The 20,418-nt window shown below is 71.4% G+C and carries 18 protein-coding genes; 10 read left to right on the forward strand and 8 right to left on the reverse strand.

Going from position 1 to position 20,418, the window contains the following annotated elements:
- Positions 1-81: 81 nt before the first annotated feature.
- Positions 82-1,119, reverse strand: coding sequence for an S-methyl-5-thioribose-1-phosphate isomerase (mtnA, locus tag ACWDR4_RS47340; RefSeq protein ID WP_450418061.1), 1,038 nt, complete (start codon positions 1,117-1,119; stop codon positions 82-84).
- A gap of 333 nt (positions 1,120-1,452) precedes the next feature.
- On the opposite strand from mtnA, the gene ACWDR4_RS47345 reads away from it, so the two are divergent.
- From ACWDR4_RS47345 to ACWDR4_RS47380, 8 genes are all read left to right on the forward strand, one after another.
- Positions 1,453-2,502: a BMP family ABC transporter substrate-binding protein gene (locus ACWDR4_RS47345; protein ID WP_450418063.1), complete on the forward strand. Its 1,050-nt coding sequence runs from the start codon at positions 1,453-1,455 to the stop codon at positions 2,500-2,502.
- Complete coding sequence (locus ACWDR4_RS47350) at positions 2,480-4,039, forward strand: ABC transporter ATP-binding protein (protein WP_450418065.1); 1,560 nt, start codon at positions 2,480-2,482, stop codon at positions 4,037-4,039. Before ACWDR4_RS47345 ends, ACWDR4_RS47350 begins: the two co-directional genes overlap by 23 nt.
- Before the next feature lies 1 nt (position 4,040).
- Positions 4,041-5,162, forward strand: a complete 1,122-nt coding sequence (locus ACWDR4_RS47355; RefSeq protein ID WP_450418066.1) for an ABC transporter permease — start codon at positions 4,041-4,043, stop codon at positions 5,160-5,162.
- Positions 5,162-6,046 (forward strand): ABC transporter permease, encoded by an 885-nt coding sequence (locus ACWDR4_RS47360; protein ID WP_450418068.1) that lies wholly within the window; start codon positions 5,162-5,164, stop codon positions 6,044-6,046. The genes ACWDR4_RS47355 and ACWDR4_RS47360 overlap by 1 nt, the downstream gene beginning before the upstream one ends.
- Positions 6,043-6,819, forward strand: coding sequence for a nucleoside phosphorylase (locus ACWDR4_RS47365; RefSeq protein ID WP_450418069.1), 777 nt, complete (start codon positions 6,043-6,045; stop codon positions 6,817-6,819). The genes ACWDR4_RS47360 and ACWDR4_RS47365 overlap by 4 nt, the downstream gene beginning before the upstream one ends.
- Positions 6,816-8,117 carry an amidohydrolase gene (locus tag ACWDR4_RS47370; protein ID WP_450418070.1) on the forward strand — a complete coding sequence of 434 codons (1,302 nt, stop codon included), beginning with the start codon at positions 6,816-6,818 and terminating at the stop codon, positions 8,115-8,117. The genes ACWDR4_RS47365 and ACWDR4_RS47370 overlap by 4 nt, the downstream gene beginning before the upstream one ends.
- Positions 8,118-8,275: 158 nt before the next feature.
- Positions 8,276-8,947, forward strand: a complete 672-nt coding sequence (locus tag ACWDR4_RS47375; RefSeq protein WP_450418072.1) for a FadR/GntR family transcriptional regulator — start codon at positions 8,276-8,278, stop codon at positions 8,945-8,947.
- 217 nt (positions 8,948-9,164) lie between these two features.
- Positions 9,165-10,154, forward strand: a complete 990-nt coding sequence (locus ACWDR4_RS47380) for a PAC2 family protein (RefSeq protein WP_450418073.1) — start codon at positions 9,165-9,167, stop codon at positions 10,152-10,154.
- A 91-nt stretch (positions 10,155-10,245) separates the two neighbouring features.
- Here the strand turns inward: ACWDR4_RS47380 and ACWDR4_RS47385 are convergent, their stop codons facing one another.
- Positions 10,246-11,217, reverse strand: coding sequence for an SMP-30/gluconolactonase/LRE family protein (locus tag ACWDR4_RS47385; protein WP_450418074.1), 972 nt, complete (start codon positions 11,215-11,217; stop codon positions 10,246-10,248).
- 188 nt (positions 11,218-11,405) lie between these two features.
- On the opposite strand from ACWDR4_RS47385, the gene ACWDR4_RS47390 reads away from it, so the two are divergent.
- Positions 11,406-13,085, forward strand: a complete 1,680-nt coding sequence (locus tag ACWDR4_RS47390) for a S8 family serine peptidase (protein WP_450418076.1) — start codon at positions 11,406-11,408, stop codon at positions 13,083-13,085.
- A gap of 69 nt (positions 13,086-13,154) precedes the next feature.
- On the opposite strand, the gene mshC is transcribed toward ACWDR4_RS47390, so the two are convergent.
- The 4 genes from mshC to ACWDR4_RS47410 all read right to left on the reverse strand — a co-directional run bounded on the left by mshC (position 13,155) and on the right by ACWDR4_RS47410 (position 16,913).
- Positions 13,155-14,384 (reverse strand): cysteine--1-D-myo-inosityl 2-amino-2-deoxy-alpha-D-glucopyranoside ligase, encoded by a 1,230-nt coding sequence (gene mshC / locus ACWDR4_RS47395; RefSeq protein ID WP_450418078.1) that lies wholly within the window; start codon positions 14,382-14,384, stop codon positions 13,155-13,157.
- Positions 14,385-14,724: 340 nt separating this feature from the next.
- Positions 14,725-15,561 carry an SCO1664 family protein gene (locus tag ACWDR4_RS47400; RefSeq protein ID WP_450418079.1) on the reverse strand — a complete coding sequence of 279 codons (837 nt, stop codon included), beginning with the start codon at positions 15,559-15,561 and terminating at the stop codon, positions 14,725-14,727.
- Positions 15,525-16,115: a DUF3090 domain-containing protein gene (locus ACWDR4_RS47405; protein WP_450418081.1), complete on the reverse strand. Its 591-nt coding sequence runs from the start codon at positions 16,113-16,115 to the stop codon at positions 15,525-15,527. The genes ACWDR4_RS47400 and ACWDR4_RS47405 overlap by 37 nt, the downstream gene beginning before the upstream one ends.
- A 111-nt stretch (positions 16,116-16,226) precedes the next feature.
- The gene (locus ACWDR4_RS47410; RefSeq protein ID WP_450418083.1) at positions 16,227-16,913 is read right to left on the reverse strand and encodes a histidine phosphatase family protein; all 687 of its coding nucleotides are present in this window, start codon (positions 16,911-16,913) and stop codon (positions 16,227-16,229) included.
- Between the two features lie 77 nt (positions 16,914-16,990).
- Between ACWDR4_RS47410 and corA the strand changes: the two genes are divergently transcribed.
- Positions 16,991-17,995 (forward strand): magnesium/cobalt transporter CorA, encoded by a 1,005-nt coding sequence (corA, locus tag ACWDR4_RS47415; protein WP_450418085.1) that lies wholly within the window; start codon positions 16,991-16,993, stop codon positions 17,993-17,995.
- A gap of 37 nt (positions 17,996-18,032) precedes the next feature.
- Here the strand turns inward: corA and ACWDR4_RS47420 are convergent, their stop codons facing one another.
- Complete coding sequence (locus ACWDR4_RS47420; RefSeq protein WP_450418086.1) at positions 18,033-18,821, reverse strand: ferritin-like domain-containing protein; 789 nt, start codon at positions 18,819-18,821, stop codon at positions 18,033-18,035.
- A 297-nt stretch (positions 18,822-19,118) separates the two neighbouring features.
- The gene (locus tag ACWDR4_RS47425) at positions 19,119-20,174 is read right to left on the reverse strand and encodes an LLM class F420-dependent oxidoreductase (RefSeq protein WP_450418087.1); all 1,056 of its coding nucleotides are present in this window, start codon (positions 20,172-20,174) and stop codon (positions 19,119-19,121) included.
- Positions 20,175-20,418 lie beyond the last annotated feature (244 nt).

Here is a 20,418-nt window from a genome sequence, read left to right on the forward strand (position 1 = left end):
AGTGGGGGCTGGTCGCGCCCCGCGGCGGAGCCGCAGATCGATACAGCCCCGCGCCCCTATCGGGGCGCGGGGACTCGCTACTTAAAGGCGGTCGCCCGGGAGTTCACCGGCCGAGACCTCCAACACGCCCCGCTCGGTGACCAGTCCCGTCACCAGCCGCCCCGGCGTCACGTCGAACGCCGGGTTGTGGCCGCGTGACTCGGCAGGAGCCGTGCGTACGCCCGACCACTCCAACACCTCGTTCTCGCCCCGGAGTTCGATGTGGATGTCGTCGCCGGTGGCCGTCGCCAGGTCGACCGTGGTCGTGGGCGCCGCCACCAGGAACGGGATCCCGGCGTCCGCGCAGGCGAGTGCGACCCCGACCGTGCCGACCTTGTTGGCGGTGTCGCCGTTGGCCGCGATCCGGTCGGCGCCGACGATCGCCGCGTCGACCTCGCCACGCAGGATCGTGCCCGCCGCGGCCCCGTCCGCCTGGACGTAGTGCGGGATGCCTTCCTGGACCAGCTCCCAGGCGGTCAGGCGCGAGCCCTGGAGCAGCGGTCGCGTCTCGTCGGCGTACACGACCTCCAGCCGACCGCGTGCGTGCAGTTCGCGGATGACGCCAAGTGCCGTACCCCATCCGGCCGTTGCGAGCGCGCCGGTGTTGCAGTGGGTGAGGATGCGCAGCGGGCGGTCGCCGACGCTCGCGGCGAGGCGCTTGAGCAGCCAGTCGGCGCCGTGCGCGCCCATCGTCCGGTTGGCCTCGACGTCCTCGCGCTGGACGGCGGCGGCCTCTTCGAGCACCGCTTCCAGGCCCTCGTCGAAGCGGGTCATGACCCGGTCCACGCACACCATGAGGTTGACGGCGGTCGGCCGCGCCTCGCGGATCCGCGCCACGGCCGCCCGTACCTGCTCCTCGGTCCAGCCCTCGCGCTCGCCTTCGATCAGCGCCAGCGCGACCCCGTACGCGCCCGCCGCGCCGATCGCCGGGGCGCCGCGTACGACGAGCCGCTGGATCGCGTCCACCAGGGTGTCCACATCGCGGACATCCATGGTCTCGTTGCGGTGCGGGAGCAGGGTCTGGTCGATGAGCGCGAGGCTGTTTCCGGTCCAGCCGACGGCGCGCAGTTCCTGGGACATGGCGGGACGCTCCTGAAGTTCCGATCGGTGCGCGACACCGTACATGACCTCGGAGAACCACAGTTCGAGACAGCTGGGCGGGTGGCCGATTCCCGGTGTTAGAGTCCAGCACCCGCACCCGTAAGGCCCATGTGAAGGAGGACACGTGCTGCTCACCGAGCGCCGATTCCTCGACCACGGCCGGTGCGCGAGCGACGGCTGTCGACGCTGACCCGTCCCCTTCGGCGTCCCCTTCTCCTTCTCTTCTCCTCCTCGACTCGCCTCCTCGCCTCGCCCCTCCCGTGCTCAGCGCAGAGCGCGGGCTGTGCCGTACGTTCCCCCGGAAGGTCCCCGATGACTCGCAGATCCCGTCGCTCGCTCCCGCTCGTCGCCATGACCGCGCTGCTCGTCGCCGGTGCCACCGCCTGCAACGCCGCCAAGGACGACGCGTCCTCCGACAGCAGTGCGGGCGCCACGTCGTTCACGCTGGTCACGCCGGACGCCGTCGGGCAGAACGAGTTCCTGAAGCTGGCCGTGACCGGTGTCAAGGCCGCCGCGAAAGCGCACAGCGGGACCGAGAAGGTGTTCGAGTCCACGGACACGGCCTCCCAGCAGCAGAACGTGCAGGCGGCCGTGGACGCGGCGCCGGACATCGTCGTGCTGGTCGGCTTCGAGTTCGCGGACCTGGTCGCTCAGCAGGCCGAGGCGCACCCCAAGCAGCAGTTCCTGATGATCGACGCGTGCACGACGAAGGCGTTCGACAACGTCAGCTGCGGTGTCTTCCGTGAGCACGAGGGTGTCTTCCTCGCGGGCGCCGAGGCGGGGCTGCTGACCAAGAGCGGCAAGGTCGGCGCGGTGGACGTGCTGGACACGCCCGTGTTCCGCCGCTTCAGCGACCCGTTCGCGGCCGGCGCCCAGCATGTCGCGCCGAAGACCAAGACCGGTACGCGCTTCGTCGGCGGCCAGTCGCCGTTCGACGACTCGGCGCGCGCCAAGGAGCAGGCGAACGATCTGCTGTCCGACGGCTACGACCAGCTGATGGCGGCTGCGGCGGCCGGCAACTACGGCGTGTTCGAGGCGGCCAAGGCGAAGGGCGCGTTCGCGTACGGCGTCGACGTCAACCAGTGCCCCTCGGCGCCCGGGACGGTCGTCGACAATGTGATCAAGCGCACGGACGTCGCCGTGGAGAAGGGCGTCGAGCAGGTCCTCGGCGGTCAGACGGGCACGACCACCTCGTACGGTCTGAAGGAGGGCGGCATCAGCCTCACGGGTCTGGAGGACGGTGTGGCCGACTCCCAGTGCGTGATCGCGAAGCACGCCGACGTCCTGAAGAAGGTCAAGGCGCTGCGCGACCAGATCGTGTCCGGAGAGCTGACGGTCGATGACCCCGCCGCCGCCAGCTGACGTGCGGGAGACAGCGGTCGAGCTCCGGGGAATCACCAAGCGGTTCCCCGGCACGCTCGCCAACGACGCCGTCGACCTGACCGTCCGGCGCGGCGAGATCCACGCCCTGATGGGCGAGAACGGCGCCGGCAAGTCGACACTCATGTCCGTCCTGTACGGGATGGAGCGCCCGGATGCCGGTTCGGTGCTCGTCGACGGACACGAGGTCTCCTTCTCGGACCCCGGCGACGCGATGGCCGCCGGGCTGGGCATGGTCCACCAGAGCTTCAAGCTGTTCGACTCGCTGACGGTCGCCGAGAACGTGGTGTACGCCGCCGAGCCGCGCCGTTTCGGCCTGGTGGACCGGGGTGCGGCCCGCCGCCGGGTGCGTGAGCTGGCCGAGGAGCACGGGCTCGCGGTCGATCCGGACGCCCGGGTCGGCGAGCTGCCCGTGGGGCTGCGCCAGCGCGTGGAGATCCTGAAGCTGCTGCACCGCGGCGCCCGGACGCTGATCCTCGACGAGCCCACCGCCGTCCTCACCCCGGCCGAGGCGGACGCCCTGTTCGCGGTCCTCAAGTCCCTTGCCGCACAGGGCCGTACGGTCATCCTGGTCACGCACAAACTGCGCGAGGTCCTCGAAGGCAGCGACAACGTCACGGTGTTGCGGGACGGCAGGGTCGTCGCCCGCCTGGTCACCGCGGACACGTCCGCCGACGAGATCGCCGCCGCGATGACCGGCCGCGCCGTGGAACTCGACCGCGTCCACGCCCCGGGCACCCCGGGCGACGTGGTCCTGGACGTCACCGGCTTCGCCACGGACGGCGTACGGGACGTCCAACTGACCGTCCGCGCAGGGGAGATCGTCGGTATCGCGGGCGTCGCGGGCAACGGCCAGAGCGAGCTGGTGGAGGCGCTGGCCGGACTACGGCCGGTGACCGCAGGGCGGGTCGCGCTGCTCGGCGACGACATCACCCACGCCTCGGCGACCGAACGCCGCGCCAAGGGCCTCGCGTACGTCCCCGAGGACCGCCACGCCGTCGGTACGGCGCCCGCCGCGTCGGTCGCGGACAACCTGGCGATGGGCCACCACCGTACGTCGCTGTCCGCACGCGGACTGCTTCCACCGGCGGCCGTACGAGGTCACGCGCGGCGCCTGATCGAGCGCTTCGGCATCAAGGCGTCCTCCCCGGAGGTGTCCGCGTCCTCGCTCTCCGGCGGCAACCTGCAGAAGCTGCTCATCGGACGCGAACTCGCCCACGACGCCCCGCTGTTGCTCGTCGAGCAGCCCACACGCGGAGTCGACATCGGCGCCGTCCAGAACATCCACGACCAGCTGATCGCCTACCGCGACGCCGGCCACGCCGTCCTGCTCGTCTCGGCCGAGCTGAGCGAGATCCGGGGGCTCGCGGACCGGGTCCTGGTGATGTACGAGGGCCGCGTGACGGCGTCGTACGACAAGGCCGAGGCGGACGAGCGGACGCTGGGCCTCGCGATGGCCGGCGGCGCCGATCACTCGGCCCCGGTGACCCCGGTGGCCGCGGTGGAGGTCGGAGACTGACATGGAACAGACACCCCGAACATCGCCAACAACCCATATAGCGAGAGCACTTCGCTCCCCCGTCGCCTTCTCGGTGCTCGCCGGGGTCGTCATCGGCGCCCTGTTCCTCGTCGGGACGGGCGCCGATCCGGTCGCCGCGTACGGCGCGGTGCTCAGCGGTTCGCTCGGCGCCGACGGCATCGGGTCGACGCTGACCACCCTGACAAGCGTGCTGGGGCTGGCGCTCGCGCTGGCCGTGCCGTTGCGCGCCGGGCTCATCAACCTGGGCGGGGACGGGCAGTTGGTGCTCGGCGGGATGGCGGCTGCCGTGACGGGGCTGTACTCGCCGTTGCCCGCGCCGCTCACCGTCGTCCTCGCGCTGCTCGCGGGCATGACAGCCGGTGCCGGATACGCGGCCCTGGCCGCCCTGTGCGAGAACCGGTTCGGCGTACCGCTGCTGGTCAGCAGCCTGCTGCTCAGCTATCCGGCGGCGTCCTTCGCCTCCTATCTGGCCCGCTATCCGCTCAAGGAACCCGGCTCCAGCCTCCCCCAGACGCGCCAGCTGCCGGACGGGGTCGCGCTGCCCACGTTCGGTTCGTCGACCGTGACGGTCGGGCTGCTGCTGGTCGTCCTGGCCGCCGCCGCGTACTGGTTCACCGACCGGCGCACCGCGGTCGGCTACGAGATGCGGATGACCGGTCTCAACGCCCGTTTCTCCGCGTACGCGGGCGTCGAGCGCACGGGCCTGACGCTGCGGCTGATGGCGGTGTCGGGCGCGCTGGCCGGACTCGTGGGCGCCATAGGCGTGTTGAGCTTCCCGTACCGCTTCCTGGACGGCTCGCTCACCGCGCCCGGCTACACCTGGACGGGTCTGACGGCGGCCCTGCTCGCCGCCGCCGCGCCCGTCGGCACGGTCCTCGCGTCCTTCTTCTTCGCCATGCTCCAGGTCGGCGGCCTGTCGATGGAGCGGACGACCGAGGTGCCGCGCGAGCTGACCCAGGTGCTCCAGGCGATCGTGATCGTGTTCCTGGCGGCCCGGCTGCGCTTCCCGCGCTTCTCCCGCAGACGCGGGAGCAAGGGTGACGACAAGCCCGCCCCGCAAGGCTCGCCGAACCCACAAAGCCCGCAAGGGGAGTTGGTCTGATGTTCTTCGACTCCGATCTCCTCATGTCGGCGCTGCGCGCGCTGACGCCCATCCTGCTGGCCGCGCTCGGTGGGGCGATCTGCGAACGGGCGGGCGTCTTCAACATCGGCCTCGAAGGCATGATGCTGATGGGCTGCTTCACGGCCGTGGCCACGAGCTGGTTCACCGGCAGCCCCTGGCTCGGCGTATTGGCGGCGGCCCTCGCCTCCGCCGCGTACTCGCTGATCCTGGCCGTGGGCGCGGTAACCCTGCGCGGAGACGCAGTAGTGCTCGGAATCGCCCTGAATCTCCTGGCAGTCGGCCTGACCAGCTTCCTCCTCCGTACCGTCTTCGGCGTGCAGGGCACCTTTGACGATCCGTCACTGGCCGGGCTGCCGTTGGTCGGTGGCTTCTCGCCGCTCGCGTATCTGGCGTGGGCGTCGGTCGGTGTGGCCGCGCTGATGCTGTCCCGGCATGTGTGGGGGCTCAGGCTGCGCGGGGTCGGTGAGGCACCGGACGCGGCGGCCACGCTCGGCGTGAGCCCGGTCAAGTACCAGTACGCGGCCGTGCTCGTGTCCGGTGTACTGTGCGGGCTCGCGGGGGCCCAACTCGCCCTGGGCAACGTCACGTTGTTCTCCGAGAACATGACGGCGGGGCGCGGCTGGATCGCCGTGGTCGCGGTCATGCTCGGCCGTGCGCTGCCGCTCGGTGTACTGCTGGCGGCGCTGCTGTTCGGCCTCGCGGAGGCGGCCGGCTTCCGCCTCCAGGGCCTCGGCCTGCCGCAGCAGGCGACCGACGCCGCGCCGTACGTCGTGACACTCGGCGCCCTGTTCCTGACGACGGCCCGCCGCCGTCGCCGTACGCCTTCCACGTCCACGTCCCCTTCTCCCGGAGCCGTTTCATGACGCAGGACCTGTTGCCCGTCACCCGAATACCCCGCACGGGGCTGCCGCCGCGCGCGCTGGTCGTCGGCGACCCGCTGCGCGCCGCTCTCGTCGGCGCCAAGCTGGAGGGCGCGCAGGAGGTGTCGTACCACCGCGAATACCGTGTGTTCAGCGGGAGTTGGAAGGGCGTGCCGGTGCTGGTCGCCTCGCACGGGGTGGGCGCCCCGGGGGCGATCCTGCTGTTCCAGGAGCTGGCGGACGCCGGTGTGCGGACCTTCCTGCGGTTCGGTACGGCCGGTGCGATGCGGCCGGGGATCGGCGACGGCGACCTCGTCATCGCCGAGGCGGCCGTCCGGGACGACGGTGTCACCCAGCAGTTGCTGCCCCCGGAGTACCCGGCGGTGTCCTCGCCCGAGGCGGTGCTCGCGCTCCAGCGGGCGGCACGCGAGACGGGCGCCCCGCACCACCGGGGCATCGTGTGGACACGGGCCGCCTTCCAGCCCGGTCTGCTCCCCCTGTTCTCCTACGAGGGCGCCGGACTCGCCGCCATCGAGATGGAGTTGAGCGCACTTCTGGTGACGGCCTCGCTGCGCGGACTGGTCGCGGGCGGAGTGGTCGTCATCGACGGGGCGAACGCCGACGAACTGGTCGACGAGACCGTCACCGGCGGCTACAACCCGCACCGCGAGGTCGTCGCGGAGGGCGTCGAACGCGGCGCGGTGGTGTCGCTGGAGGCGCTGCGCCTGCTGGCGGAGAACGAAGACGAGGACGAGGCCGGGGAGTACGGCGCATGAGCGAGCCGATCGACCTGCTGGTGCACGGCGGCGATGTCCTCACCGTGGACGAGGCCGGAACCGTCGTACAGGACGGGGCTGTTGCCGTCCGGGACGGCGAGATCGTCGCCGTCGGCCCGGCCGAGGAGCTGACAACCCGGTTCACAGCCGACGAGTCCCTTGACGCCACGAACTGCCTGGTCCTCCCCGGCCTGGTCAACACGCACACCCACCTGGCGATGACGCTGCTGCGTGGCCGGGCCGACGACGTCACCCTCCAGGGCTTCCTGGAGCGCGTCCTGAAGTGGGAGGCCCAGCTGCTCTCGCCGAAGAACGTGGCGGCGGCCGTCCGGGTCGCGGTCGCCGAGAGCGTACGCGCCGGGGTGACCTCCGCGCTCGACATGTACTGGTTCCACGAGGCGGCCGAACAGGCGGCCCGCGAGACGGGCTGGCGGCTGCACACCGGCCCCACCTTCATGGACGTACCGCAGCCGCCCGACGGCATCGCCTACGAGGACCGGCTGGCCTGGGCCCGCCAGGACCTGGAGGCACGCGGAACCCCGCGCCTCGGCAACCGCCCGATCCTCTTCGCGCACTCCACCTACACCCTCTCCCCCGACCAGCTGGTCGAAATCGCCGCCCTGGCAAGGGAGTTCGGCGCGCTGCTGCACATCCACGCCGCCGAGAACGCGACCGAGGTCGCCACCGTCGAGGTGAAGTACGGCAAGCGCCCGGTGGAGTTGCTCGACTCGCTCGGGCTGCTCGGCCCCGACCTGCTGCTGGCCCACGCCGTGGACCTGACCGGCCCGGAGATCGCGGCGCTGGCCCGCACCGGCACGTCCGTCGCCCACTGTCCGGTCTCGAACCTGAAGCTCGGCTGCGGTATCGCGCCGGTGCCCCGGCTGCTCAGCGCCGGTGTGACCGTCGGGCTCGGCACGGACGGGGCCGTCAGCTCCAACACCCTGGACGTGCTCGGCGCGGTCCGGCAGGCGGCCCTGGTGCACAAGGCGGGCGGCGACCCCACGGCCGTCGGCGCCGAACAGGCCGTACGCATGGCGACCGTCGAGGGCGCGAAGGCGCTGGGCCTGGGCGACCGGCTGGGCTCCCTGGAGGCGGGCAAGCGGGCCGACCTGATCGTGCTCGATCTGAACGCCCCGCATCTGCGGCCCCGGCACGACCCCTGGTCGACGCTCGCGTACGCGGCGCACTCGGCGGACGTCCGGGACACCGTCGTGGACGGCAGGGTGCTGATGCGGAACCGGACGCTGACCACCCTCGACGAGGCCGCCGCCCTCGCCGACCTGGAAGCACTGGCCTGACACCCGCCCCGGCAGCCCGCAGGTACAGTTCCGGCCACGCTTGGGGGACCCTCGTACGGGCTGACATCGCATTTTGTGTCCCGTTCAGCCCACTGAACCCCCATAATGGCCTGAGACATCGGATGTCTGAACAGGTCTGAACGGCAGGGAGGCCCGCCATGGCAGTCACCGACGAGGCGATCGAGAAGATCAAGGGAATGATCGTCTCCGGGTCGCTGCGCCCCGGCGACCGGCTGCCCAAGGAGAGCGAGCTGGCCGCCGAACTCGGCCTGTCCCGCAACTCCCTGCGGGAGGCGGTGCGCGCCCTGTCGCTCATCCGGATTCTCGACGTACGGCAGGGCGACGGCACCTACGTCACCAGCCTCGACCCCCAACTGCTCCTCGAAGCGCTGAGCTTCGTCGTCGACTTCCACCGCGACGACACGGTCCTGGAGTTCCTGGCCGTGCGCCGCATCCTGGAGCCGGCCGCGACCGCGATGGCGGCGCAGCGCGTCAGCGAGCAGCAACTGGACGCGCTCTCCGCCCAGCTGGACCGGCTGGGCGGTGCGCCGTCGGTGGAGGAACTGGTCGCCGCCGACCTGGAGTTCCACCGGGGGATCGTGCAGAGTTCCGGCAACTCGGTGCTCTGTTCGCTCCTCGACGGTCTGTCCGGGCCCACCACCCGGGCCCGGATCTGGCGCGGGCTGACCCAGGAGGACGCGGTCAGCCGCACGCTGCACGAGCACCGGGCGATCCTGGGCGCCCTGCGCGACCGGGACGCGGAGGCGGCGCGGTCGTGGGCGACGGTGCACATCGCGAGCGTGGAGCAATGGCTGAGGTCGACCCTGTAGAGGTACCCCCGGACGTACCTCTGGACGTACTCCTGAACGCACCCCGAACGCTCGGATGAATGTGAGGGGTGGTGCGGGGTGGCTCAGGAGTGGTGTTTCCGGGCGTCCATCGGGGCAGTGATCCGTTCACTCCCCCGTGCAAGGGGGCTGCGGGCGCCCCCGCCACACGCCGTAAGGTTGGGTGGTCAAACGAGGGCACGTCGGAAGGAGGCGCTGGGTGATCGAGCTGGAGGGGGTTCCCGAGCTGATCGACCCAGTCATGGTGGCCGCGTTCGAGGGTTGGAACGACGCCGGCGACGCCGCTTCCAGTGCGGTCGCGCATCTGGACCGGGAGTGGAAGGGCGAGGTGTTCGCGGCGCTCGACGCCGAGGACTACTACGACTTCCAGGTCAACCGCCCCACCGTGTGGCTGGACAACGGCGTCCGCAAGATCACCTGGCCGACGACCAGGCTGTCCGTGGTCAGGATCGGCGGCGACAAGCCCCGTGACCTGGTGCTGGTCCGGGGTATCGAGCCGTCGATGCGCTGGCGCTCGTTCTGCAACGAGCTGCTGGGCTTCGCGCACGAGCTGGGCGTGGAGCTGGTGGTGATCCTGGGCGCGCTGCTCGGTGACACCCCGCACACCCGTCCGGTTCCGGTCAGCGGGGTCACGTCCGACGCGGATCTGGCCCAGCGGATGGATCTGGAGGAGACCAAGTACGAGGGCCCCACGGGCATCGTCGGCATCCTCCAGGAGGCGTGCACGCACGCGGGCGTCCCGGCGGTCTCACTCTGGGCGGCGGTCCCGCACTACGTCTCCCAGCCGCCCAACCCGAAGGCGACGCTGGCCCTCCTCAACCGCCTGGAGGACCTGATCGACGTCCGCATCCCGCTGGGCGAGCTGCCCGAGGACGCGCGCGCCTGGCAGGTGGGCGTGGACCAGCTGGCCGCCGAGGACAGCGAGGTCGCGGAGTACGTGCAGACGCTGGAGGAGGCCCGGGACACCGCCGAGCTGCCCGAGGCGACGGGCGAGGCGATCGCCCGCGAGTTCGAACGCTATCTGCGCCGCCGCGACGGCACGGGCCCGGCCCCCGGCGGCCACGCCACCGCGGACGGCACCGACAGCGCGTCGTACCTCCGCGACAACCCGGGCCCCCGCCCGAAGCCGCAGCCGCCGAAACCACCCCAGCTGCCGAGCACGGACGACGAGGACTCCCCGGAGGAGTGATCTCCGCCAAGGAGTCAAGGAGCGACGAGAAGGGCCGGTGCGCACCACGCGCACCGGCCCTTCCGCCGTACGTGACGTACCGGCGCGTCCGTCAGCGGTCCACGGCGACCACGGCGTACGTCGTCTCGGGCGTCGGCGTCGTCGAGAACCGGGCGTTGGGCAGATACAGCCGGTTCCGGTACGCGGCCACGGTGGTCGGCACATCGAAGTCCGGGTCGGTGATCCGCCGTCGGAAGACCCCGCTGCTGCCGTCCGGGGAGAGCGTGAACACGTCGATCGCGTTCTGCCGGTTCTGTACGACGTACAGCGTGCGCCCGATGAGCAGCAGGCCGTCGCCGTTGGTGAGCGGGGCCGCGTCCCCGAGCCCGACGAGCTTGGTGACCCCGGTGCGCGGGTCCACCCGGTGCAGTCCGCCCACCCCGGACTGGACGACGAGCAGTGCCTTTCCGTCGGGCGTGGCGGTGATCCCGTTGGCGTTGACGACCTCGCCGGGCACCTGGCTCCAGTCGCCGCTCAGGGTGATCCGTACGACTGTTTTGCCACTGCTCCACAGCTCGCCGCCACGGCCGAGCGGGACGACGTACAGGTGCGGCTGGAAGGAGTCCGTGAAGATCGCCCCGCGCGGGTGCAGGAACACGTCGTTGGCGAAGGTGGGGGTCGTCGAGGTGAAGGTGTACGAGGCGATGACAGCGCCGGTACGAGTGTCCACGACCCGGGCGCCCTGAGCGCGGGCGGCGACGAACAGCCGTCCCCGGCCGTCGAGTTCGAGCCCGACGGACGGGGTGCCGGGTCCGGCCGAGATGATCTCGCCGGCGCCGGTGCGCAGGTCGGCCCGGTAGATCGAGCCGTCGCCGAGCGAGCCCAGGTAGGCGTAGGGGCCTGCGCCGGTGGCTATGCCTTCCGGACGGAAGCCGTTCGGCAGGGGTATCAGGGTCGGCCAGGCCTTCGGGGACGCGACGGCCGGTGAGGCGGCCAGGGTGGCGGCGGAGACGGTGGCGGCTCCCGCCGCGAGGAATCCGCGACGGCTGACATGGCGTGCGAAGGAACCGTGCGTGGGTGCCACGGGGTTTCCTTCCGGGAAGGGACCGGCAGTTGGCCGGTCCTGCGGGTCAACTGACCCTGACACCACATCACATGTCGACTCGCGCCACAGCTCGCCCCAGAGAAGTCGACAGCACCTCGACAGCAATGGACGAGTCGCGTCCGGAGGAGCAGGGTGTGCTCCGCACCGGCCGAAGGGAGCGGTTTGCGATGACCGACCAGGTACAGCCGGGGTTCAGCTGTCGTGGGACCGAGGAGGAGCTGATCGTCGTCGCCGGCCCCGAGGCCCGGCTGCGGGCCCGGCCCGACGGTGTGCGTTCGGCGGCCGATGCCGATGTGTCGGCCCTCGGCATGTTCCTCGACGCCGAACAGCTCGTCCTGGAACCGCTGTTCGGCAGCGAGGAGCGCCTTCGGCGTTCGGGGAGCACAGGAACGGCGAGTCTGCCCGACCTCGCGTTGTTCTACCGGGTGCGGGGCGGTGAGCAGCGCGTTCGTGAACTGCGGGCCGGGATCGCCGAGTTGCCGGGTATCGACACGGCGTATGTGAAACCGGGCGCCTTACCGGCCGCGTCGAGGGCGACCGGAGCGAGCGCGGCGGAGGGCGCGACCGTGACCCCCGACCTCACCGGGCGTCAGGGCTACCTGAAGCCCGCGCCCAAGGGCGTGGACGCCCACTGGGCCTGGGAGCGGCCCGGCGGCTCGGGGCGGGGCGTCACGGTGATCGACGTGGGAGGTGCCTGGCAGCTCGGCCACGAGGGGCTCGCCGCCAAGCTCGCGGGCGTGGTCGCCGGGACCCCGTCGGCCGACCTGGCCTGGCGCAACCACGGTACGTCCGTGATCGGCGTGCTCGGTGCCGGCCGCGACGGGCACGGCATCACCGGGATCGTCCCGGACGCGGTGACGGCCGCCGCGTCCGTCCAGGGGCTCGGCACCGCCGCCGCGATCCACGCCGCCGCCGAACGGCTCCGCCCCGGGGACCTCGTACTGGTCGGACTGCACCGGCCGGGACCGCGCTTCGGCTTCGAACCCCGCGACGACCAGCGGGGCTGTATCGCCCTCGAATGGTGGCCGGACGACCACGCCGCCGTCCGTCACGCCACCGCCCGGGGCATCCTCGTGGTGGCCGCTGCGGGCAACGGCGCCCAGTCGCTCGACGACGGTGTGTACGAGCGCCGCCCGGACGGGTTCCCGGAGCGATGGCGCAACCCGTTCAACGTGTCCAACCCGTGCTCCGGCGCGGTCCTGGTCGGCGCAGGCGCCCCGCCGCCCGGCACCCACGGCCGTGATCACGGCCCCGACCGGTCCCGGCTGGCGTTCTCCAACCACGGGGCCCGCGTGGACGCGCAGGGCTGGGGCGCCGAGGTCACGACCTCGGGCGGCTTACGGGACCGGCCGGGGGACCTCCAGGGCGGCCCCGAGGAGATCGCCTGGTACACGGACAGGTTCTCCGGGACCTCCGCCGCCGCTGCGACGGTGGCCGGCGCCCTGGCCGCGCTGCAGGGCATGCTCAAGGCGGCGGCCCGGCCCCCGATGACGCCCGAGGCCGCCCGTACGGTGCTGCGGGCCACGGGTTCCCCGCAGCAGGACGCTCCGGGGCGGCCCGTGTCCCAGCGGATCGGCAGCCGGCCGGACATCAGGGCGGCGGTCACGCGTCTGCTGCCGGAGGCGGTCGGCTCGGGCCGCGCCGAGCGCTACTGGGACGAACTGCTCCCCTACCCGCGCGAACTCCCGCCCAGACTCCGGCTGTTCGTGGCGGGCGCCTGGCGCAGCCTCGACCGTCCGTCCCCCGAGATCCGTCAGGCGGTGCACACCGCCTTCGCCGGGGGCCGACCGGACGTACGCGTCTGGTTCTCGGACGACGAGATCGTCGGTCTGGTGATCACCGGCTGAAAACGATTGAACAACGGTGGGGCGCCGGGCGGATGACCCGCCCAGCGCCCATCGCGTACACGATCCTCGTTACAGCGCGACGCCCAGCAGGGCGTCCACGGCACGGGAGACGACGCCCGGGGCGCCCTCGTCCGTGCCGCCACGCTCCGCCTGGAGGGCCGCCCAGCGGTCCACGGCGGCCAGGGCGGCCGGGGCGTCCAGGTCGTTCGCCAGGGCCTCGCGCAGCTCCTCCACGAGCGCGTCACCGGACGGCCCGTCGGGCCGGGACACGGCGGCCCGCCAGCGCCCGAGCCGCGCGACGGCGTCCTCCAGCACCTGGTCGGTCCACTCCCAGTCGGCCCGGTAGTGGTGGGCTAGCAGGGCGAGCCGGATGGCGGCCGGGTCGACGCCCTCGCGGCGCAGCGCGGACACGAAGACGAGGTTGCCCCTGGACTTGGACATCTTCTCGCCGTCGAGCGCGACCATGCCGGCGTGGACGTACGCCTTGGCCATGGGGAACTCGCCGGTGAGCACCTGGGCGTGCGAGGCGCCCATCTCGTGGTGCGGGAAGGCGAGATCGGATCCCCCGCCCTGGACGTCGAAGCCCATACCGAGGTGGTCGAGGGCGATGGCGACACACTCGATGTGCCATCCGGGGCGACCGCGGCCGAGCGAACCGCCGTCCCAGCTCGGCTCGCCCTCGCGGGCGGCCATCCACAGCATCGGGTCGAGCGGGTTCTTCTTGCCGGGGCGGTCGGGGTCGCCGCCACGCTCGGCGGACAGCAGCCGCATCGCGGCGGAGTCCAGGTTGGACACCTTGCCGAAGTCGGGGTCGGACTCGACGGAGAAGTAGACGTCCCCTTCGAGTTCGTAGGCGGCGCCCGCGTCCCGGAGCCGCTCGACGAGCGGGACGATGCCGGGTATCGCCTCGACGGCGCCGATGTAGTGCTTCGGGGGCAGCATCCGCAGGGCGGTCATGTCCTCCCGGAAGAGAGCGGTCTCCTTCTCGGCGAGCCCCACCCAGTCGATCCCGTCGCGCTGCGCCCGCTCGAGGAGCGGGTCGTCGACGTCGGTGACGTTCTGGACGTAGTGAACCTGCCGCTTGGTGTCGAGCCACACGCGTTGAACGAGGTCGAACGCGTTGTAGGTCGCCGCGTGACCCATGTGGGTCGCGTCGTACGGGGTGATGCCGCAGACGTAGATACGGGCGACGGGACCGGGGTCGAGGATGACGAGACCGCCGGTCGCGGTGTCGTGGATCCTCAGGTCGCGGCCCTGACCAGTCAGGGCGGGGACCTCGGAAGCGGGCCAGGCATGCATGTCATGAGCGTAACCGGACGGATGTTCCGTATACGAGCCGGACGGGGTCCAGATGGCCGGGAAGACGGTCTTGCGAGATTAGTCTCAGTGTCGTAGCTGCGGCCCGGTGGGGGCTGGTCGCGCAGTTCCCCGCGCCCCTGAAAACCCCGCCCGTCCCGATCCGTTCGCCTGCGGGCGGGTGGGGGTTGAGCGCGCAGTTCCCCGCGCCCCTGGAGGGGCGGGCCTGGTCGCCTTGCTGCGGGCATGCGTGCCGCCTGGGGCGGCTCCCGTCCCACCGAGAGCGGCACCCCGTAAGCGCCGGGCTGCGTGACCCACCCCCCAGCACCAACACCCCGCACCCTCACACCGGCGGCCACGGAATCGCCGGCCACTCGCCGCTGGGCTCCGGGTGCTTCCCGGACGACAGCAACGCCTCCACACGTACGCGCGTCGCGGCCACCTCACCGGGGGTGATCAGTTCCTCCAGGCGGGTGCTCAGTGGTGCGCCCGGTGTCAGGGCGTCCCGTAGGGATGTGAGTACTGACACCGCCTCGGGAGGGAGCGGCTCCCCCGCCCAGCCCCACAACAACGTCCGCAGCTTGTTCTCGGCGTTGAAGGTGACCCCGTGGTCGATCCCGTACAGCCGCCCCTCGTCACCCGGCAGCAGATGCCCGCCCTTGCGGTCCGCGTTGTTGATCACCGCGTCCAGCACGGCCAGCCGCCGCAGGCGTTCGTCGTCCGCGTGTACGAGGAGTGCCGTCCTGCCCTCCCCCACCTCCGCGAAGGCGATCGCCTTCCAGCCGGGGCCGGGCTCCTCGCCGTCGATCAGGGCTAGCAGCTGAGCCCCCGCGTCCGCCGCCGCGTCGATCCACAGCTGGCACATCCCCTCGCCGTACGGCCCCTCGCGCAGCACGGTCGGCGGTACGAGCCCCCAGCCGGTCGCCTCGGAGACCTCGTACGCCGCCAGCTCGCGCTCGGCGAGGGTGCCGTCGGGGAAGTCCCACAGAGGCCGCTCACCGGCCACGGGCTTGTAGATGCAGGCGGCCTCCTGACCCTCGTACGAGACCGTGCAGTACAGCGCCGCGTTCGACGCCTCGCTGATGCGCCCGCGTACGGTCAGCTCGCCCTTGGCGAGCAGTTCGGCGGGCGTGCGGGTGGTCGTCACGCTCCGCGGCGGTATCCGTTCTGGCGCGGACATACATGTCCTTCCGGGTCGAGCGGGAGGCTGCACAGGGGGCACGGCGGCCGGCCGGCGTTCACGACGTCCAGGGCGCGCTTGGCGAAGGCGCGGGCCTGCGCGCCGGTGAGCCGGACGCGCAGCATCGGGGGGCCGTTCTCCTCGTCCTGGAGGAGCCGCTCCTCGGCCTCGGCGAGGTCCTCGTCGGTGTCGGCGTCCAGCTCCACCAGGGCCTGCGCCTCGACGATCATGCGCTGCTCGTCGCCGTCCCAGGCGAGCGCCATGGTGCCGACCCGGAACTCCTCCTCGACGGGGGTCTCGAGGGGGCGGGTGTCGGACACCTCGGTGGGGGCCATGGCCGGGACGGCGGCGTTGCCCCCGCTACGGCGTACGACCTCGTCGAGCAGTTCGTCCATGCGTTCGGCGAGCGCGGCGACCTGGGTCTTCTCCAGGGCCACGCTGGTCACCCGGGGGCCGGCGGTGGCCTGGAGGAAGAACGTACGGCGTCCGGGGAGTCCGACCGTACCGGCCACGAAGCGGTCCGGGGGATCATAGAGGAACACCTGACGGGACACGTCCTGTCTCCATTGGAATCGGCTGCTGTGGGCTGCTGAGAAGTCTTGTGATCGGCTGGAACGGGCGTCGGCGGCGCTGCCGCGACCGCTTCACCCTACTGCTGCCGACGATCACGGTGCGCCCGCACCACCCCCTACTGTCGCCTCCTCGCCAGGGGGGTCCTCGCGCGGCGCCAGGGAGGCGAAATCGCCGGTGTCCCCGAGGCGAACGAGAAATGGCCTGAGACGGGTGTAACGGATCGCGGTGATGGAACACGGATCGACGGACACCCGCTGGAAGAGGTCTAGATGAAGCCCCAGAGCGTCGGCTACGAGGGACTTGATGATGTCGCCGTGCGAGCACATGAGGTAAACGGCGTCGGAGCCGTGATCGGCCTCCACGCGCGCGTTCCACTCACGTACGGCCTCGGCGGCGCGTGTCTGCATGGCGCGCATGGACTCGCCGCCGGGGAAGGCGGCGGCGGTCGGATGCGCCTGGACGACCTGCATCAGGGGCTCGTCCATCAGTTCGGCGAGCTTGCGCCCGGACCAGTCCCCGTAGTCGCACTCCGAGATCCGCTCCTCGGTGTGTACGCGCAGCCCCGGCCGGGCGTCGAGAAGGGGCCGGACCGTCTCCTGGCAGCGCTGCAGCGGGCTGGTGACGACCTCCGAGACGGGCAGCTCGGCGAGCCGCCCGGGCAGCGCGGCGGCCTGCGCGGCACCCCGTTCGTCGAGGGCGACGCCGGGCGTACGGCCGGCGAGCACTCCGGAGGTGTTGGCAGTGGAACGTCCGTGCCGGACGAGGATCAGCGTGGGCATGCGGACCAGCGTAGGCGTACGGCCTCCAGTGGTACGCGGGAGTGCCTTTCCGGCCGGACGGCGGGAGAATACGCACCGTGATCGTCGACTGCGCCATCTACCGCGACGGCCGCCGGACCGAGGGACCGGCGGACTTCTCCGACGCCCTCGACACGTGCCGCACGCACCGGTCCGGGGACGCGTTCGTCTGGGTCGGGCTGTACGAGCCCACGGAGAAGGAGTTCGAACGGGTCACGGAGGAGTTCGGACTGCACCCCCTGGCCGTCGAGGACGCCCTCAACGCGCATCAGCGGCCGAAACTGGAGGTGTACGACGACTCGCTGTTCATGGTGCTCAAGCCGGTCGGGTACGAGCCGAAGGCCGACATCGTCTCCTCCGGCGAGATCATGGTCTTCATCGGCGATTCCTTCGTGGTGACCGTGCGGCACGGCGTGGAGGCGCCCCTGGCGGCCGTACGGCACCGGCTGGAGGCGGAGCCCGAGATGCTGCGGCACGGCCCCACGGCGGTGCTGTACTCGATCGCCGACGCCGTCGTCGACCACTACGTGGAGGTGGCCGACGAGCTGGGCACCGACCTGGAGGAGCTGGAGGCGGAGGTGTTCTCACCGTCCGGCGGGGGCTCGCGCCACACGGCGTCCCGCATCTACACCTTCAAGCGGCAGATCCTGGAGTTCCGCCGCGCCACGGGCCCCCTGGCGGCACCGATCGGCAGGCTCTCGGGCACGGGCCTCTTCGGCGCGCGCGTGCCCTTCGTCCACGAGAAGGCCGAGCCCTTCTTCCGGGACGTCAGCGACCACCTCACGCGCGTGAACGAGTCCGTGGAGGGCCTGGACCGCCTGGTCTCCGACGTGCTGTCGGCCCACCTCGCCCAGATGAGCGTCCGGCAGAACGACGACATGCGGAAGATCTCCGCGTTCGCCGCCATGGCCGCGATCCCCACGATGGTCGCGGGGATCTACGGCATGAACTTCGACCACATGCCGGAGCTGCGCTGGGCGTGGTCGTATCCGGCGCTGATCGCGGCGATGGCGGTGGTGGAGGTCCTGCTGTACCGGATGTTCAAACGCCGGGGCTGGCTGTAGCGCCGTAGTCCTGTTGCCGTAGCCCTGTTGCTGTGCCTCAGGCGAACTCGGGTGCCGTGGTCGCCGGGCCGCCCAGCGCGTTCCGCCGCTCCGGCATCCGCAGGGAGACCATGCGGCGCCAGCCGGCGGCGCGCTCGTAGGCGTACACCGCGCGGATGCCCGCCGCGAGGACGGCCGCCTTGGGACGGGGCCAGCCGAGGACGCGTCCCATGTGGGCCATGACCGCGAGGCTGACGTCCCGGTAGACGCGGATCTCGGCGAGCGCGCACGCGCGCAGCGTGCGCTGGATGGCGCGGCCGTGCCCGGCGGCGGCGAAGCGCAGGAGTTCCTCGTGGCAGTAGGCGAGGTGGTTGTCCTCGTCGTTCGAGATCATCCGTACCGCGCGGCCGAGGTCGGGGTGGTCGCCGAAGTACTTGCGCAGCAGCTCCATCTCCTCGGAGGCGCGCTGTTCGGTGACGCGGCTGTGGGCGAGGTAGGTGACGATGTCCCGCACGGTCAGCGGTTCGTCGCCCTTGAGCTTCTCGTGCGCAAGACCGATGCCCTGCCGTTCCAGCAGCATCGTGTAATCGGTGTCGGCCGGGACGTCGACGGGCTGGAGGCCGCGCTTCTTCATGAGGGCGTTGAAGATCCGCCCGTGCTTGTCCTCGTCCGCGCCATGGCGGGTGATCTTGGGGGCGAGGGCGCGTTCGTCCGCCGGGACGAGCGCGGCGATACGGGCGTTCTCCCAGCCGCCCTGTGACTCACCGCTGGCCGCGATGGAGCAGAAGAGACGGAAGGAATCGTCGTTGTCGAGGATCTCCTGGAACAGACTCCTGGCCGAAAGCATCAGTGGCACCTCTCGCAGTTCTGCGTTCTGCAGGGTTCCGCAAAGAACCAGTCAAAGAACGAGTCAAATGCGGTGCCAGGGACGCTGCAACAGCTGTGTCGGACAACTCCGCCAAAAGGAGGACCAGGAGGGGCGCGTCGGGACGTAAGTGCGAGGACATGGAGGGTGTGGAGGGCGTAACCGCGGGGTCGCCGACGCGTTGTGCTCCGTGACGGCCGTGGCGGGGAGACCCCCCGAGCCCCCACCACGGCCGCGGAACTTTATTGCTCTTCCTGCCCTTCCTGCTCTTCCTCCTGCTTACGCCAGTCCGGCGCGCTCCAGGGCGTCGGAGCCCGCCCGGAGCGAGGCGATCCGCTCGTCGAGCGTGAAGCCCGCCGGCGCGAGGGTGAGCGTGGTGACACCGGCCGCCGCGTAGGCGCGCATCCGGTCGGCGATCCGGTCCACCGAGCCGAGCAGCGTCGTCTGGTCGATCAGGTCGTGCGGAATGGCCGCCGCGGCGCCGTCCTTGTCGCCGGACAGGTACTTGTCCTGGATCTCGGCGGCCTCCTTCTCGTACCCCATGCGCTGGGCGAGCTGGTTGTAGAAGTTCTGCTTACGGCTGCCCATGCCGCCCACGTACAGGGCGGTGTACGGCCGGAAGGTGTCGGCGAGCGTGGCCACGTCCTTGTCGTCACCGACGGCGAGCGGGAGGGTGGGACAGATGTCGAACCCCTCCAGAGTCCTCCCGGCCTTCTCGCGCCCCGCGCGCAGGTACTGGATGGCGGTGTCCTCGATGTGCGCGGCGGACGGGAAGATCAGCAACGCGCCGTCGGCGATCTCGCCGGTCTGTTCGAGGTTCTTCGGGCCGATCGCGGCGATGTAGAGCGGGATGTGCTCGCGCTCGGGGTGCACGGTCAGCTTGAGGGGCTTGCCCGGGCCGCCGGGCAGCGGCAGCGTCCAGTGCTCACCGTCGTGGGAGAGCCGCTCACGGCTCATCGCCTTGCGTACGATCTCCACGTACTCGCGGGTGCGGGCGAGCGGCTTGTCGAACTTGACGCCGTACCAGCCCTCGGAGACCTGCGGCCCGGAGACACCGAGGCCGAGGCGGAACCGGCCGCCGGAGAGCGAGTCCAGGGTCGCGGCGGTCATCGCGGTCATCGCGGGCTGGCGGGCCGGGATCTGGAAGATGGCCGAGCCGACGTCGATGCGCTCGGTCTGGGCGGCGACCCAGGTGAGTACGGTGGCGGCGTCCGAGCCGTAGGCCTCGGCGGCCCAGCAGACGGCGTATCCGAGGCGGTCGGCCTCCTGCGCGACGGCCAGATTGTCCGCGTCCATTCCGGCACCCCAGTAGCCGAGGTTGATCCCGAGCTGCATGGCCGATTCCCCTTACCGATCAGTAACGTCCCTTGTGCGACCGACACTAGCGTGTGCGAGCGGGGGTGGCGGTGGGGCGTGGATCTCACCTGGAGTTCTCGCCCCCGCCGCCCTTACCCGTTCCCATCCCCTGGGGGCTGCGCCCCCGACCCCCTTGTCGCGCTAGAACGCGCTCGTCCTCAAACGCCGGACGGGCTCAGATACCCAGCCCGTCCGGCGTTTGAGGACAACGCCCGTTCACCGA

Source organism: Streptomyces sp. NPDC000878 (genome assembly GCF_053599695.1).